The organism is Peribacillus sp. V2I11 (genome assembly GCF_030817135.1).
In the GTDB taxonomy this organism is placed as follows: domain Bacteria; phylum Bacillota; class Bacilli; order Bacillales; family DSM-1321; genus Peribacillus; species Peribacillus simplex.
On the sequence record NZ_JAUSYW010000001.1, the window covers coordinates 3,134,455 to 3,151,336 of the forward strand.

The window sequence follows — 16,882 nt, forward strand, 5'->3', positions numbered from 1 at the left end:
TTGTGAAGATTTGAAAAAATAAATTCCAATCCAGTGTGGGGGTGCATTCTATGCGATTATCATGGATTGCCGGACTTTTACTATTCGTTCAACCAGTGAATATTTCTGAAAGCTTATCGGTAACCCACCAAGGACAAACGATTGCCAGCGTCAACCATGCTGATATTACTATGCCCTTACTAGATGTTCCTATCATGGACGTGGATAAATACAATCAACTTGTCAAAAAAATAGACCAACACGTGTACCAAAAACCTGTAAATGCCACAATGGACAAACATGGTAATATTCTTCCAGGGCGGGTAGGTTACAAGCTATACCATCAAGCATTTAAAGAGCAATTTCATTCCTTTTTGTACAGTAGTAGAGCGTACAAAATAGAAGTGCCGTTGCTTGCAATCCATCCAAAAGTTGACAGCGAATTACTTGCGGGGATTCGTGAAAAAAAGATAGGTGAATATAGAACCTATTTTAATGTGAACAACAAAAATCGTACAAATAATATCTCGCTTGCTACAGAAGCCATTAATAATTATGTCGTATTTCCAGGAGAGGTGTTTTCTTTTAATCAAGCCGTTGGCAAGAGATCAGTAAATAAAGGATATATGCTCGCTCGGGTTATCGTTAAAGGAGAGTTTTCTGAAGGGATTGGCGGAGGGATTTGTCAGGTGTCATCCACCCTGTTTAATGCTATCGACAATGCAGGGCTGCAAACTATTCAACGCTATTCCCATACTAGGAGCGTTCCGTATGTTCCATCTGGACGCGATGCTACAGTAAGCTGGTATGGTCCTGATTTTAGTTTTAAAAACAAGTACAATCAACCTATCCTAATCCGAGCTACAACGCAAGGAGGAATGGTAAGTATCAGCGTTTACTCTTCAGATATGATAAATTATAAGACACGAAAAGTTCCCGCTGCTTCAAATCAGATATCAGAAGAACAGATTTACCGTTCCTAAAAGTACACTTTTACGAACGGGTTACTATTTTAATAAAATTACCTACTTTTCAGTTTAGTTGAAGATTATGGTATCATTACCAATTTCAATTGGCATTGATGTATGGATTGGTGGAAGTAACGTAATCTTGGCTGAAGACACACATTTGGTGATAATTCAATTGTTGCTGCTGGTTCCGTTGTTACAAAAGATGTTCCTGCTAATACAATAGTGGCTGGAAATCCAGTAAAAATATTAAAAGGTAATTTGGGATTTGTTTCTCTTTGAACTAACTGGTGCGTTAGTTCAAAGCCTAATTTAGGTCCATTTGTTAGTTTGTTTATTATCAACATTAATTTTTAAATAAGCATAAAAAGCCCTCTCTTTATGAGATGGGCTTTTTGGGTGGGGGTCTTAGGGGTACTCATGAATACTTTATCTATTCAATTTGATTTTTTCTCCAAATTACTACATTATACCCTAACTCTTTTTAAATGGTTTTAATGTTTGGGAAGACTATTTTGCTCTATAACTAACAGTTGGTTTACTTCAATAAGGGAGGTTGCTGCCCACAACCTTATTCTTACGGAGCTAAAGGGACAGGTAAGGTTAAGCGTAACGTGTGTAAATGAGGTTTTATTTATTATTTAATAAGCTTTGCTACATCAGTAACCACATTAATACAAAGAAGATTCAACACATCAATTTCTGGCGATTAAATATGATTAATATTCCTCGTAACATTTATTAATTGTTAATTTCATATAAATCATCTATTAACTAGACCTAAAGTGGTATAATTAACCAAAAATGACGATAAATAATTCTGATGTAGTTTATAGTCTTTTAAGGAGAAGTGGTTATGCATAAGGTTACAGTTGGGATACCTTGTTACAATGAAAGTAAAAACATTTTAAAATGCCAAGATAGTATAACATCTCAATCGGATATATTTCAGGGTACCGAAGTACTAATAGTAGATGACGGGTCAACGGATGATACAGTAAAAATTATTGAGAATTATAAAAAACAGTACAATATAAATGGCAATATAAAGATATTAACTCAAAAAAATACTGGCGGCCCATCAACCGCTAGAAATAGAATTATCGATGAAGCCGAAGGGGAATATATCTTCTTTGTTAATGGAGACGATTATCTTGCTGAAAATTCCATTTCAAATATGTATACATTAGGTAAAGAAAATGATTCAGATGTTATTATCGGAAAATATGAGGGGATCAATCGTAGAGTTCCTGTATATGTATTTAAAAGTACGCAAATAAACACAAATTTTTTTGATTCGCTAGTAAAAGACACGATGTCAGTATTGAAAATGTTTAAAACTGAATATCTCCGTTCTTTGAATATTCGTTTTAGAAAAGATATTAGATTGGCAGAAGATCACCCCATTGCTATGAGTGCTTATTTACACACTAAAAAAATTAGTATATATGCAGATTCTCCTTGTTATTATTGGGTGAGACATATTAATTCTGAGAATAAAACTCATTTAACTGGCGGCGTGATCCCAGTAGATGAATTTTATAAGTATTTATTTGAAACATTTGAAGTAATAAAAAATGCCCGAATCACTGAAAAAGAAAGAACAGAAGCTTATAGAATATACTGGGACAGATTACTTACACTTGATATAGTTAATGAGTTTAAACGTAATAGAACTGAAATGGAAAGAAACCATTCATTTGCGATTCTACTACGTTTGTTTAATAAGTATGAAGGACCCTTAATAACACCGTTATTAACAGGTTATAAACGTTATACTGCAATGCTACTTTGCAATAAGGATTATCTTTTATTTACTGAGTATTTGAAAATAAAATAATGATAATTTTTATAGAGGCGATATTAGTAAAAAGAAATACACTTGAATATTTTAAAGCTAGCAAATTCTATTGTTCTTACTTCAATAAGGGGTTACTTTGGCAAACCTACAGCTCGCAGAGGTGACGTGCATCGATTATATCTGTCTTTACTTTGCGTAAACTAGAGCTCTTCGCACGATAAGAAATGAGTGGGTTAACGATAATTAATAAGTAACCTCTCTCCTCAAAATACTGTACAACGGGCGTATGAAAATGCCCCGTAGATTCCAATATAATCGGAGGTTTGATCCCCGTTCTATTTTCTATTTCTCTCGAAAGTGAAAGAGTGTTTCTAGTCCTTCAATGGTATGCGTAACTTTAAAACTGCCTTGATAAGGCTTCTTCTTCTCCAAGAATGCTTGAACCTGACTTTCACCTTTGGCTACATCCAGACCAACTACTGAATTCATTTATTATCTCCTCCTAAAGAATATTGCCGGTACCCCTAAATCCTTCTTGTAGTATCATAGCTTCGCTTGTTATACGAGATCGTAGTCCCAACCAGCCTAATCATATTTCCACAAGTAGGGGGCGAACTGTTTAGTTGACGGGGTCCAAGCCCCACGGGCAGGAACGTTCTACCCCAGCTACCGTTAGCATATATCGATATAAAAAATGGTCAACCAGAAATATCTGGCTGACATAATAATACGAAGGGGCAGGATAGTTCTATAAGAAAATACATTTATCAATCTTACCTTTGATATAATTGAATAAAAATGAATGTTATTTGGAGAATAAAATGCTTAAAAAAATTAAAGCGTGGACAAGAAATTTGAAGAAACAGGTTTTTATACTTTACTTTGCTTATAAAGATAATAGAGTACCCTGGTATGCAAAGTTATTCGCTGCTTGTGTAGTAGCTTATGCATTCAGTCCAATTGACTTAATACCTGACTTTATACCGATTCTTGGCTATATAGACGATGTAATTATCGTTCCATTAGGTATAATGCTTGCATTAAAGATGATACCAGCGAGTGTATTAACCGACTGTGAAGAAAAGGCAGAAGAGTTGATGAAAAAAGGTAAACCTAAGAATTGGATAGTCGGCGCAATAATAATATTAGTTTGGGGTTCAATTTTAATATGGGGTATTATTACAATCAATAATTTCTTGAATTAAAGGGTGGCGTTACTTCTTGAAGGAAGTGACGCTTTTCTTGTGTATATCTAAATTTAAAAGAAGCAGGAGTACCAACCTATCGAATATCCACAACTGATATGGAAATTCGCCAATCATTAAGAATTCTTGCAGAAAAATCGAGAACTTTTTACTTTAGAGACACCCAAATTGGTGTTCAAATTATTGAAATTGAACATTTTGAGAAAATATTTGAGAAAGCTAAAAGCTCGTACCATCTACAATTTTTAGAGATAAAATTAAAAGAAACTCTTCTTAAATTTTGCGAACAATTGGAGGGGTCATTAGTTGAGAAGGGAAACGGCCGTTACTTCATCTTTAGTACACGGGGTACAATTGAATCCAAAATAAAAGATTTAAAAGATACTGTTTTTCTGTTGTAAAATGAATCCAATGCTACTGTAACCGTAGGAATCGGATATGGTCAAACACTTCACTCAGCAGAAATAAACGCTCAACGTGCCATCCAACTTTCAAAAGAAAAAATAGAGAAGGGCATCGTCATTGTACAAGAGGACGGAACAATGATCGAGTCTGTAGGTGAAGAGGAAGAATTACGTTTTTCTTACCGGATAGATGACAAGGATTTTATGGAAAAACTAAAAAAAGCCAAAATAAGTGTGAAAAATTATAATAAATTATATGCATTAGTTAACAGATTGAAATTGAACGATTTTACAATAAAAGATTAAACAACGCATCTCTATTGGGATGAAAGTAATGCACGGCGTATTGTAGTAAGTTTATGTGAAGTTAATTTAGCAGAAATCATTGGTGAGGAATCTTATTCTTCCCGAGGAAGACCAAGTAAAATTTATCGTTTAAAATAAGCACCCAATTTTCGGGTGTTTTTAGACTTTTAGCTTCTATCCCTGCTGGCAATATTAAACTAGATCTTAAAATAACGCATGATTTTACCGTTATATTGCCGAAGGACTTCTATGAAGAAAATGAAATGCAAGATAGATTTGAAGGCATCCATAACGGGTGCCTGATTTTTTTTATGTGAACCTGATAACTGTGTAGGCTAAAGGATGTGTCTTAGCTTATATGAATATAACTTTCCAATTTTACCGGTTGCTTGAAAGATTTAAGTACACACCGGAACAGACCAATTACCCTTTTGCGAAAGCAAAATTGGTAGGACCCCTTATACAACTAGAGGGGCAGGCTAGCGAAAGTGGAATATTAATCCAATTAATAGTATAGTCATATGTACTAGATCCTTTTTGTGGTCCATTTCTTGATTGAAGAAAAATTCAGCTGAGGGGTAATGTGCCCAATAATTTACATTGCTTTTATTTTTCGAGAAAATAAAGGTACAATTAATACTTATATAGTTTATTGATGATAAAAGATAATGAGGTAGAAAAAAATGATTGCAAAAACAGAAGAAGATTTTAATGGTTTGAAGGAAATTGGCAAAATTATTGCCTCCATTAGAGATGAATTGGTACAAAGAACAATTCCTGGCATAACGACCAAAGAACTTGATGATATAGCCGGAGAACTTTTAGAAAAAGCAGGTGCAGTTTCAGCTCCAAAAGGTGAATATGATTTTCCTGGCTATACTTGCATTAGTCTTAATGAGGAAGTGGCACATGGTATTCCGGGTCATCGGGTTATTCATGAAGGGGATCTAGTAAATATAGATGTATCTGCTTCGAAGAACGGCTATTTCGCAGATACAGGAATCTCATTTGTAGTAGGAGAAGGAAAAGAAGTATTAACGAAAATATGCGACGTTGCTAAAAAGGCATTTGAAGCAGGTCTTAAGAAAGCAAAACCCGGTTCCAAAAAAAGTAGAATCGGAAAAGCAGTATTCGAAACAGCGAGACAGCATGGATTCACTGTTATCAAAAACCTTACAGGACATGGTGTTGGACGTAGAATACACGAAGCACCTGACCATATTTATAATTATAATGATCCATGGGATAATGAAATATTAAAGGAAGGGATGGTTATCGCTTTCGAACCATTTATCTCTACCTTTGAAGAAGAAGTATTCCAAAAAGAAGACGGTTGGACCTATGCTACAGAAAAAAGTTTTGTAGCTCAATTGGAACATACGATTATCCTTACTAAAAATGGTCCGATTATTGTCACACTTTAATTCAAGCATAGATGGAAAAGAATCGTATAAATATAAGTAGTTCGCTTCGGGTAGGAAACTTAAGTGGAGTAACATATAAATAAAAAATGTTACTCGCATCTAAAAAATGAAGGATTCGATTGGTGTATTCCACATCAGCCCACTTAAATAAGGGAGTTGCTTTGGCAACTCTTTTTTGTATGGAACTAAAGGGGCAGATTAGTTCATTAAGGGTTAGGGGCTGTCTTAAGGCAGCTTTTTCGTGCGCCCGGCATGGGTGCAATCTATAGGGTGAAAGTCCCGAACCATGAAGGCAGTAGTAGTGGTTAGCTTAATGCAAGGGTGTCCACGGTGACGTGGAATCTGAAGGAAGCAAGCGGCAAACCTCCGGTCTGAGGAACACGAACTTCATATAAGGCTAGGTATCATTGGATGAGTTTGCGAAACAAAACAAAGTCCTTACTGCCGAAGGTGGTACAGAGTAAATGAAGCAGATAGATGGAGGGAAAGATTGCACTCTTACCCGGGGAGGTCTGATGACAGCCAAGTACACTTGGTAACCTGTCCAGTGATGGACAGCTGAATCATCAGAAGTCAGCAGAGGTCATAGTACTTGTCTACTCGAGAAGATAAGGAAGGACCGAACAGATTAAGGAGGATGAATACTAGGCGTTCGTTATCTGCAAAGAAGCAAACAATTCCTAACGGAACTTATTTGAAGGAAGAAGTGGTGAATACACGGGGAACTTCAAAAGGGTGGAGCAGATAAAGGCACAAATAGACCATTTATCCACGTAGAAAGGATATCAACGATGTTAATGGAACAGATACTAGAGAGGGAAAACTTAATACAGGCATTGAAGCGTGTAGAAAGAAATAAGGGAAGCCATGGTGTAGATGGAATGCCGGTTCAAAACCTGAGACCGCACCTCGTAACCGAATGGTACAACATGAAAACTGCCCTTTTACAGGGTACCTATCAACCGCAGCCCGTCCGTCGTATCGAAATCCCGAAACCAAACGGCGGAGTTCGGCTATTGGGTATTCCAACCGTTCTAGACCGTTTCATTCAACAAGCCATTGCCCAAATATTGACCAAGATATATGACTCAACCTTTTCGGAGAATAGCTATGGATTTCGCCCTAACAAACAGGGGCACCAGGCGGTTCGAAAGGCAAAGTCCTATATAACCGAAGGTTATACATGGGTAGTGGATATGGACTTGGAGAAGTTCTTCGATAAAGTGAATCATGACAAGCTCATGGGAATGTTAGAGCGGAAAATTGAAGATAAACGAGTTCTCAAACTGATTCGTAAATTCCTTCAAGCAGGCATTATGATAGGCGGACTTTTTCATAAAAGTGAGGAGGGAACTCCGCAAGGAGGTCCGTTAAGTCCTTTATTATCTAATATCATGTTAGACGAGTTAGATAAAGAACTAGAGAAACGCAATCTTCGATTCGTAAGGTATGCGGATGACAGTACTATCTTTGTGAAGACACGAAAAGCCGCCAAACGTGCAATGGGAAATATCTCAAGCTTCATTGAAAATAAACTGAAGCTAAAGGTCAACTACGAGAAGTCGAAGTATGATCGCCCTTGGAACAGAACGTTTCTCGGTTTTAGTTTCACGAAGTCAAAGAAGAACCCGAAGGTTCTACTGGCTAAACAAACGGTGAAGAGAGTAAAGAAACGAATCAGGGAAATGACCTCGAGAAAATTACCGATACCCATGAAACTCCGAATAAATAAGTTAAAGCAATACCTTAGAGGTTGGATGGGGTATTTCGCCCTCATTGATACTCCGAACGTATTGAAGAATTTAGATTCATGGATTCGAAGAAGACTCAGGATGTGTCTATGGAAGCAATGGAAATTGCCAAGAACGAGGGTGAGGAAACTCAAAGGATTAGGCGTCCCATTTGGAAAAGCCTATGAATGGGGAAATAGCAGAAAGGGTTATTGGCGCATAGCGCATAGTCCTATTCTAGACAAAACCCTTAATAATGTTTATTGGCTCCATCATGGGTTAGTAAATCTATATGAACGATATACAAAACTACGTCAGACTTAAACTGAACCGCCGTATACCGAACGGTATGTACGGTGGTGTGAGAGGTCGGAGGCTAGGCGCCTCCTCCTACTCGATTAACGGTGCCGCCGCCAAGGGTACCTCCAAAAAGGTCGGGCAACTACTGCCCGACCTTTCAACTATACCCCACTACATGGATAATGGGATATTTATAATATGAATCTATAAAAATATCTCCTCAATATGTATGAGATTAGTTTTACTTTGCAAATAAGTGGTTGCCTATTCTAATGACTGTTTCCCTAGTGAAAATCCATTCATCTGTTGCCGAGATCGGATTATAATAATAAACAGAACCATGAGTAGGATCCCAGCCTTGTAATGCATCAATAACAGCTCGATAAGAAAAACTATTTGGGGTCAAATAATATTGCCCATCATGTACAGCTGTAAAAGCATTTGTCTGGAAAATAACATCGTAAGTATTTTTAGGAAAACCTGGCGTTGACATTCGGTTCAAAATCACTGCAGCGACAGCTACTTTTCCTTCATAAGTTTCTCCTCGAGCTTCTCCATGAACAACCCTGGCCATCATTTCAATACTATTTAATTTTTGTTGTGTTTGGAATCCAAAAACTCCATCTGGTAATAGTCCAGAATCTAGTTGAAGCTGTTTCACTGCATGATCAGTAATTGAACCATAATACCCTGTTGGTTGACTGTTGAAGTAACCCATTTTCTTTAAATTTTCTTGTAAGCCATAAACTGCTTGTCCTTGACTTCCATTGTGTAAAATTTCTTGAGCAGAGATTGAATTTGGTATAAAAAACATGAAACAAATAAAAACAACAAACGACATTTTTTTTACATTTAGCATCAAATGATACCACATCCTTCGATTCATTTTCCTTCTATTCTACTTTATCATACAAGAAAAATAGATTTATCTTACATTATTCCTATTTTAAACCAAAAACCGAAGAAATTTTCAGACAAATTTGTCTGTTTACTGGGTACCGCCTATCGCATCAAGCTAAGAAAAAGGATTATACCCAAAACGAAAAAATAAGCTATTCTTTCTGTTAATGCTACTGAAGATAGCTTTTTTCGTTTTGGGTATAAAGAAATCTTAACTTGATGGGCATATGCAGCAAGACTCCTTATGGAGCTAGGTTAGCATTCCTGTAGAGCGTTATTTTTCAGCTTTGAAAAAAGTAGGGCTCCTCAGTAAGATATGAGTAAGACACCACTCTAACTCAAAATCTTAGGAGGAACCCTAATATGAATTTTAAAATGCAGGACAAACAAAATCAACTCATTGAACGAATTTCTGATCGACATCTCGTTGTTGGCGTAGATATTGCCCAACAATTTCACGTTGCTCGAGCTGTAAATTATCGAGGAATCGTGGTAGGTGATCCTCTTACTTTCGAAAATAACGAAGAAGGCTTTAACAGATTTCTAGAATGGATTAATAAACTAAAAGCTAAAAACAGCTTAGACACAACTATTGTCGGTATGGAACCTACAGGTCATTACTGGATTAATCTATCGAAATGGTTATCTAACGAAAAGATTGATGTCGTAACAGTCAATCCTCACCTTGTAAAAAGAAATAAAGAAAATCGAGATAACACTCAGTCCAAAAGTGATAAAAAAGACGCTCTTGTGATTGCGGATATGGTGAAGAATGGATACTATGCCTTTGTTCGTTCAACTCCAGAGTCTTTCGAAAAACTTCGAGTCCTTATGTCCAACCGTGATGTAATCGTTAAACGTCTCGTTAGTTCTATCAACCAATTAAATCGTTGGGTAGATGTAGTCTTTCCTGAGCTACGACAAGTGTTTAAAGATGTGAAAGGCAAAGGGGCAATCGCAACTCTACGTTTGCTTCCTACACCAATCGAGTTACGATCGATGCAACCTCAAGATATTGTAGGCAAATGGAAATCGGTAATGAAGCGTCAGCCTGGGTTGAAAAAAGCTTATCTACTTATAGATTTAGCTAAACGTTCTATCGGAACGCACCAAGCACTTGATGCTTACAAGCTACATTTAGAACAACTACTAGAAGAGTATGATCTAGCTACAACGCAACTCGAAAGAGTGGAACAAGAAGTCACTAACGTGCTTCAACAAATTCCTTTCGCAAAGAAACTGCTGGCTATTAAAGGGATCAGTGAAATCTCTTTACCTGGAATTTTAGGGGAAGCTGGAGATTTAAGTGGATTCGCCCACGGTAATTCTCTCCTTCGTCATGCAGGGTTACATCTTTCCGAGGCGAGCTCTGGTAAATGGAAAGGACAAATTGTCATTTCTAAACGTGGGAGATCCAGACTGCGGCGTTTCTTATACCTAGCGACGATGAGCCTTGTCATGAATAACCCTGAGTTTAAAGCGTTGCACGCCAATAATGTTAGGGTGAAAAAAATAAAGAAAATGAAATCAATTATGAAATTGGTTGGTAAACTGGCTCGAGTATTTGTAGGAATAGCCAAACGAAATGAATCTTATTCTCCAGAAAAATTACAACCTTTTTCAGCTCTGGCAGCGTAGTTATATTGAATAAATCATGCTTTACAGGTTTTCGAAGGGAACCTCACTTAAAAATCATTAGCACTTGATTTTCAGCTTATCTTTTGTCGAATGTTTTCTTATTCGTAGGATTTCAAATATGTACGGAGTACCAGATTTATTGAACAAAAGGGCATTGACCCATCAGGTTAGCAAAACTGGCCTCCACCCCTTGGATAGGCATGACGAAGGAATGATAGGGCAATTGACCCGTTGAGACATGGGAGGGAAAGCCTCCAGGGGCGGCGTGGAGATTACGTGCATTATATGGTAATATATGGAGTTTTTTATTACTCCTTTATTTAATTATGCCTCCACGAAGCCAAATGGATCTGAGCTCATTGCTTTTAACCTTAATGTATTTTCAAGGGTTATGAAATCCTGCGAATAAGTGAGCATTCGAGAGATATATCTATCATACCGAGGGAGTTGAATAAGAAATAGTTAATAGACCAAATGCGATTCTTAAATGGATGGATCGCTTTTTTTTGCGTGATAATTTTAAGGATACTGTATGTTTAAATCTGGGCAGGCGGTATATTATCCGACATGGGATAAAATCAATTGTCCCTCAATTAAAGATTTTAAATTGCAGAAGAATATTATTCTAAATTATTTCACTAAATGATTTACGTATATAAAAACATTTAGAAAAAACTATAATATTCTCTTGAAAAAACATATAAACACGTTGATGTATATGGGTTTTGCAATTAAGTATCTTAATGAAATAATTATCTTTTTGATATTTATTATTTGTAATAACTCAGCTCAGATTCAGGAAGCAAACACCATTCTGTGAATTCAAAAAGTGGATGGAGTGTACGAAAATTGAATTATTTGTATCTTGAATTATTATATTTATGTTACTATAATTACATGGTAAGTACGCGAATTGAATAAGCATACGCGAATTGAATACATTCTTTAAAAAACTTATTGTAAAAAAGAGATAGAGGAGCCATTATCATTGAAAAAATTAATGTTGTTTACGACTGGTGGAACAGTAGCCTCGCTTGAAGGAGAAAACGGACTTGTACCTGAACTGCATGCCGATGATCTATTAAGTTATATACCTGAATTAAATGTACGTTGCCGTATTGATACGAAAGAGTTAATGAACATTGATAGCACCAACATGCAGCCAGAGTTTTGGATAGATATGGCGAATGCTATTTACGAACATTACGATCAATACGATGGCTTTATTATTACGCATGGTACCGATACAATGGCTTACACATCAGCTGCACTTTCTTATATGTTGCAAGATGCATCAAAACCGATTGTTATTACAGGTTCGCAAATTCCTATTTCGTATAGTAAAACGGATGCAAAACGAAACATTTCAGATGCCATTCGTTTTGCTTGTGAAGATATAGGTGGGGTATATATTGTATTTGACGGCAAAGTCATTCAAGGGACAAGAGCGATTAAACTTAGAACGAAAAGCTATGATGCCTTTGAAAGTATTAATTATCCGTATGTTGCATCGATACATGATGACCATATTGAATATAATAAATCGATTCATATTCAAAAAAAGAAACACATTCAATTAGATACATCACTTTGTACAGATGTAGCGGTTGTGAAATTACATCCTGGGATAAAACCAGAGTTTTTTGACTGCCTAAAAGGTTTGTATAAAGGAGTGGTTATAGAGAGCTATGGAAGTGGTGGTGTTCCTTTTCAAGTCCGCAACATCTTGGCGAAATTAATTGATTTAATAGAGCACGGTGTATCGGTTGTCATTACAACTCAATGTCTAGAAGAAGGAGAAGACATGAGTATATATGAAGTCGGTCGGAAAATTGACCATAATCGTGTAGTACGTTCTAAAAATATGAACACAGAAGCAATCGTGCCGAAATTGATGTGGGTGCTAGGAAAAACAACAGATCCTAAAAAGGTAAAAGAAATGATGGAAACATCGATTGCAGAAGATAGTACATTATATTTTTGAGATACTGCTATCAAGGCTAACTCAAATATTTGGGGCTAGATAACCCCTGACTTTGGACTGAATTCATCAGTTGATGAAGTCGATCTTTTTACAGTGAAAAAACTAGGTATCTTCTAAGCTAGTAAATTTTTAATAAGAGGTGATAGAATGCAACAATTATTACATGATGTAGTTGGCGTAACAAATGAATTCCTTTGGTCAAAATTATTAGTTATTATGCTTGTTTCTTGTGGGATTTATTTCACATTTAAATTGAAATTTGTACAGGTTCGAATGTTAAAGGAAATGGTCCGTGTTTTAATGGAAGGGAGAACTAGTTCTAAAGACAGCGTTTCCCCATTTCAAGCTTTCTGTATCGGTATGGCCGCTCGCGTTGGAACAGGTAATATCACAGGAATTGCGATTGCGATTGCATTAGGCGGTCCTGGAGCGATATTCTGGATGTGGATTATTGCTATTATTAGCTCAGCAACCAGCTTTATTGAAAGTACGTTAGCGCAAGTATATAAAGTAAAAGATAAGACTGGTTTCCGAGGCGGTCCATCCTATTATATGGAAAAAGGATTGAACAAACGTTGGATGGGAGTATTATTCTCCATTTTAATTACGCTTTCTTTCGGTCTTGTATTCAATTCTGTACAATCAAATACCGTTACAATTGCTTTTGAGAACTCATTTGGTACAGATCGTTTAACTGTAGGGATTCTCATGACACTTGCTTTCGCTGGGATTATCTTTGGCGGTGTGAAGCGTATTGCAAAAATCGCTGAATACAAGGTTATGATTCTAGGTGTGTTATACCTTGGAATGGCATTGTTTGTCGTAGCAATGAACATAACCAAAATGCCTGAAATTCTTTCTCTTATTATTAATAACGCGTTTGGCTTTGAACAAATAGCAGGCGGTTCAATAGGCGCTGCGTTCATGAATGGAGTTAAACGTGGTTTATTCTCGAATGAAGCTGGTATGGGGAGTGCGCCAAACGTTGCCGCAACGGCAAAAACAAGTCATCCGGTGAAACAAGGGCTTATTCAAGCATTTGGCGTATTAACGGATACACTGATCATCTGTACAAGCACAGCATTTATTATTTTACTTTCTGATGCTTATAAACAACCGGGGCTAACTGGCATTGCACTTACACAAACATCATTAAGTGAACATATCGGTTCCTGGGCATCAGGTTGTCTTGCTATCTTTGTTTTCCTATTTGCATTCGGTTCGTTAATTGGTAACTATTATTATGGGGAAACGAATATTCGATTTTTACACAAAAGTAAAGTGTGGTTGATTCTATATCGAATAGGCGCGTTCGCCATGATTGTATTCGGTTCGGTTGCAAAGGTCGAGCTTGTATGGGATTTAGCAGATTTATTTATGGGCTTGATGGTTATCGTAAACTTAATTGCCGTTCTATTATTATCAAAAGTAGCTTTTGCAGCATTAAGTGATTATATGAAACAAAAAAAAGCTGGTCAAGATCCTGTTTTTTATAAAGACAGCATTAAAGGTCTTGAAAATCTTGAATGTTGGGAGCACTCTCAAGATGCTTCCACTTTAAAAAAGAAAAACGCCATTTAATAAAAAAAGATGTTCAGACATAAGGGTTTGGTATATATCTCCAACAGGGGACTTGTTTGCGATTATGAGGAGCGCTGAATTTTATATTATCTGAGGTAAGTATATCTTACTCGTCAAAGGAGTTTATTCATAATGCATGTGCTACAAAAAACACAAAAAATAGTTCGCTATCAGAATCAACAGGGCAAGATACATTACGGTATTGTTGAGGATGGGATGATATTACAACTGTCTAGCAGTTTTGCTGAACTTGTCAACAAGGAAATAAAGTATGACGGGGTAGAGCTGAAATATAGTGACGTGAAAATTTTGGAACCTGTAAAACCTTCGAAAGTGGTTAATTTCGGCTGGACATATGCAGGTCATGCGAAGGAAACAGGGGGAGAGGCAAACCTTGTAGAACCATTTCTATTTTTAAAGCCATTATCTTCGCTTATTGCAGACAAGGAGAAAATTATCCTTCCTCCAAACGAGCTATCCAATCAAGTGGAGCTTGAAGGGGAAGTAGCACTGGTCATTGGAAAGCGCGGAAAAAATATCAAAGAAGAAGATGCGCTTGATTATGTATTTGGTTGCACGATATTTAATGACGTCACAGCAAGAGATCTTACAAAAAAAGATCCACAGTTTACGCGGGGCAAAGGATTTGATACGTTCGGACCTTTGGGGCCGTGCATCGTTACCGGGGTAGATCCCACTAATTTGCGGATTGTGACCACTTTAAACGGCCGCGTTGTCCAAGACGGGAATACCAATGAAATGTCTCTAAGCATTCCGTTTCTAATCAGCTGGCTTTCACAGGTGATGACACTGGAGCCCGGTGACATTTTGGCCACGGGTTCACCATCTGGCAGCTGCCCGATCAAGTCGGGGGATGAGGTCGTTGTTGAAGTCGAGAATATCGGTCGGCTGTGTAATGAGGTTCAGTAGGATTTGCCAGAATTCTTAATAACCCAAAATGAAAATATTCATAAATAGATGAGCCGGCTTTTTAAAATGTTACAGGGGACATCGCAAAAGAAGAGTTTCTTTGTACTTGCATTCGCATGTAGTGCTGCTAGAGAAACGGCAGTATGAAAAGAGCTTGGTGTCAATTTATTTGAGATAAATGATAAACCTGATGGTCAATGGCTAAATATAGTTGAGTATGGAATCATTCCTGAATGAACTAGCGGGTGCGTTAGCTGATTAATGAAAACAAGACTGATCAATCTTTTTAGAATAATCCAATTAAATATTATAAGGGCATGTTTTGATTAATCTTTTTTTCAAAACATGCCCTTTTATTTATCCATTTATCAAGGTTTCTTATATTAATTTGATCGAACTTTGTTTCAAAGCTACACTATCACATAGAATGTAAAATATATAAAAATCTAACAATCGTACTTAAAGAAATAATATGGTGTACTTATTAAGGGGGATAATATGAACAAAAATGATTTTCTGTTATTAGGAAGTGTTGTGTTATTACTTTTTTTAGGTTGGTTTGCATATCAAAAAGCCACTGATGATACCTATGAGGGGATGTCTATTATTCCAGAACAACACAGAGATATTCCGTTATTTGAGGGATTGAAACCAACTAGAAGCCACTATGTAATAAAGGGAAATCGTTGGGAGGATATTTATAACTTTTATATGAACAAACTTCCTAAACTTGGTTGGAAAGTTGAGTATGAACAATCAGCTCTAGATGATAACGATGACGAAAATGATTGGTCTGGTTTTCATTCACGATGGAGAAAAGAAGGTTTTGACGGTGAATTGTGGATTTCAGCAAGTTATAATCAATATGATTATGAAACTGAACTCCTATTTGATAAAACTCCAATATATAAATCAACTTCTTGGATTGAAGATTTACCAGACAACATTTGTATCTATGAAACTCTGAAAGATGAAAAATGTTTTGAATTAAATGATAAATCTAAGATTAAAGAGATAAAATCACTTATAAATAAAGCGATTGATTGGGATAAAGAGGAGCTACCTCAAATGGAAAGAACAAGTGTCATTGATTTTGGAAATCTAGAAATTAAGGTTCATTATGGAAGTGATAAAGAAATATATTTTCAATCAGAAAAGGGGATAAAAATAAAGAAACCAGAATCTGAATTCTTCGAACTGACAAACCTTTCACAATGATCCTTTGTTAAAAAGAGAAACAAACTTATAATGCTAAAACCAACACTGAATTATACGTTATTTACATTGTTATTATCATTATTCTTTCCCGAAACTGTGTAGTTTTAAAGTCGTACCGTTTTGAATAAAGTTTAATCGTTTATAAAAATGATAAACGTGATCAATACTTGATTTTGGTTTTCCTTAATGAACTCCCTCAGTTTAATAGAAAATGCTCACGAATACTCGCTTATTCGCAGGATTTCATAACCCTTGTATTTAGACTTACGGATAAATGAAATGAGTTCAGATAATTTAGGATTCGTGAAGGCATAGTTAAATAAAGGAGTTAGCTTCTACTCCATATTTTACCATATAATGCACATCTCCACGCCGCCCCTGGAGGCTTTCTCTCCCATGTCTCAACGGGTCAATTGCCCTCTCATTCCTTGGTCATGCCTATCCAAGGGGTGGAGGCCAGTTATGTTATGCTAACCTGATGGGGTCACAGTGCCCTTTTGTTTAAGAAACCTGG

Annotated in this window: 13 protein-coding genes and 2 pseudogenes; 13 read left to right on the top strand and 2 right to left on the bottom strand. The window is 36.5% G+C overall.

Annotation, left to right across the window (positions count from 1 at the left end):
* Positions 1-50: 50 nt before the first annotated feature.
* From QFZ73_RS15270 to QFZ73_RS15280, 3 genes and pseudogenes are all read left to right on the top strand, one after another.
* Entirely contained in the window at positions 51-962 is a 912-nt protein-coding gene (locus QFZ73_RS15270) for a VanW family protein (protein WP_307267659.1), read from the top strand.
* Between the two features lie 79 nt (positions 963-1,041).
* Positions 1,042-1,229 (top strand): annotated as a pseudogene (locus QFZ73_RS15275) (hypothetical protein); the annotation flags it as partial.
* Between the two features lie 574 nt (positions 1,230-1,803).
* Complete coding sequence (locus QFZ73_RS15280; RefSeq protein WP_307267661.1) at positions 1,804-2,787, top strand: glycosyltransferase; 984 nt, start codon at positions 1,804-1,806, stop codon at positions 2,785-2,787.
* Between the two features lie 109 nt (positions 2,788-2,896).
* On the opposite strand, the pseudogene QFZ73_RS15285 reads toward QFZ73_RS15280, so the two are convergent.
* Positions 2,897-3,237, bottom strand: a pseudogene (locus QFZ73_RS15285) (IS110 family transposase); the annotation flags it as partial.
* Positions 3,238-3,569: 332 nt separating this feature from the next.
* Here QFZ73_RS15285 and QFZ73_RS15290 point away from each other — a divergent pair.
* The 5 genes from QFZ73_RS15290 to ltrA all read left to right on the top strand — a co-directional run bounded on the left by QFZ73_RS15290 (position 3,570) and on the right by ltrA (position 8,141).
* A complete protein-coding gene (locus tag QFZ73_RS15290; RefSeq protein ID WP_307267664.1) occupies positions 3,570-3,953 on the top strand; it encodes a YkvA family protein in 384 nt (127 codons plus the stop codon).
* Positions 3,954-4,495: 542 nt separating this feature from the next.
* Entirely contained in the window at positions 4,496-4,663 is a 168-nt protein-coding gene (locus QFZ73_RS15295) for a hypothetical protein (protein ID WP_307267667.1), read from the top strand.
* A 683-nt stretch (positions 4,664-5,346) separates the two neighbouring features.
* The gene (gene map / locus QFZ73_RS15300) at positions 5,347-6,087 is read left to right on the top strand and encodes a type I methionyl aminopeptidase (protein ID WP_251432282.1); all 741 of its coding nucleotides are present in this window, start codon (positions 5,347-5,349) and stop codon (positions 6,085-6,087) included.
* Between the two features lie 592 nt (positions 6,088-6,679).
* Positions 6,680-6,835: a hypothetical protein gene (locus tag QFZ73_RS15305; protein ID WP_307263198.1), complete on the top strand. Its 156-nt coding sequence runs from the start codon at positions 6,680-6,682 to the stop codon at positions 6,833-6,835.
* A gap of 43 nt (positions 6,836-6,878) precedes the next feature.
* The gene (gene ltrA, locus QFZ73_RS15310; RefSeq protein ID WP_307267670.1) at positions 6,879-8,141 is read left to right on the top strand and encodes a group II intron reverse transcriptase/maturase; all 1,263 of its coding nucleotides are present in this window, start codon (positions 6,879-6,881) and stop codon (positions 8,139-8,141) included.
* A 217-nt stretch (positions 8,142-8,358) separates the two neighbouring features.
* On the opposite strand, the gene QFZ73_RS15315 is transcribed toward ltrA, so the two are convergent.
* Complete coding sequence (locus QFZ73_RS15315; protein ID WP_307272805.1) at positions 8,359-8,976, bottom strand: cell wall hydrolase; 618 nt, start codon at positions 8,974-8,976, stop codon at positions 8,359-8,361.
* Between the two features lie 404 nt (positions 8,977-9,380).
* On the opposite strand from QFZ73_RS15315, the gene QFZ73_RS15320 reads away from it, so the two are divergent.
* The 5 genes from QFZ73_RS15320 (at position 9,381) to QFZ73_RS15340 (ending at position 16,368) form a co-directional block, all read left to right on the top strand.
* The gene (locus QFZ73_RS15320; protein ID WP_307267673.1) at positions 9,381-10,655 is read left to right on the top strand and encodes an IS110 family RNA-guided transposase; all 1,275 of its coding nucleotides are present in this window, start codon (positions 9,381-9,383) and stop codon (positions 10,653-10,655) included.
* Positions 10,656-11,643: 988 nt separating this feature from the next.
* Entirely contained in the window at positions 11,644-12,639 is a 996-nt protein-coding gene (locus QFZ73_RS15325; protein ID WP_251432279.1) for an asparaginase, read from the top strand.
* 147 nt (positions 12,640-12,786) lie between these two features.
* Entirely contained in the window at positions 12,787-14,220 is a 1,434-nt protein-coding gene (locus tag QFZ73_RS15330; protein ID WP_251432276.1) for an alanine/glycine:cation symporter family protein, read from the top strand.
* A gap of 132 nt (positions 14,221-14,352) precedes the next feature.
* Positions 14,353-15,150, top strand: coding sequence for a fumarylacetoacetate hydrolase family protein (locus tag QFZ73_RS15335; protein ID WP_307267680.1), 798 nt, complete (start codon positions 14,353-14,355; stop codon positions 15,148-15,150).
* Positions 15,151-15,648: 498 nt separating this feature from the next.
* The gene (locus QFZ73_RS15340; protein ID WP_307267685.1) at positions 15,649-16,368 is read left to right on the top strand and encodes a hypothetical protein; all 720 of its coding nucleotides are present in this window, start codon (positions 15,649-15,651) and stop codon (positions 16,366-16,368) included.
* Positions 16,369-16,882: the final 514 nt, after the last annotated feature.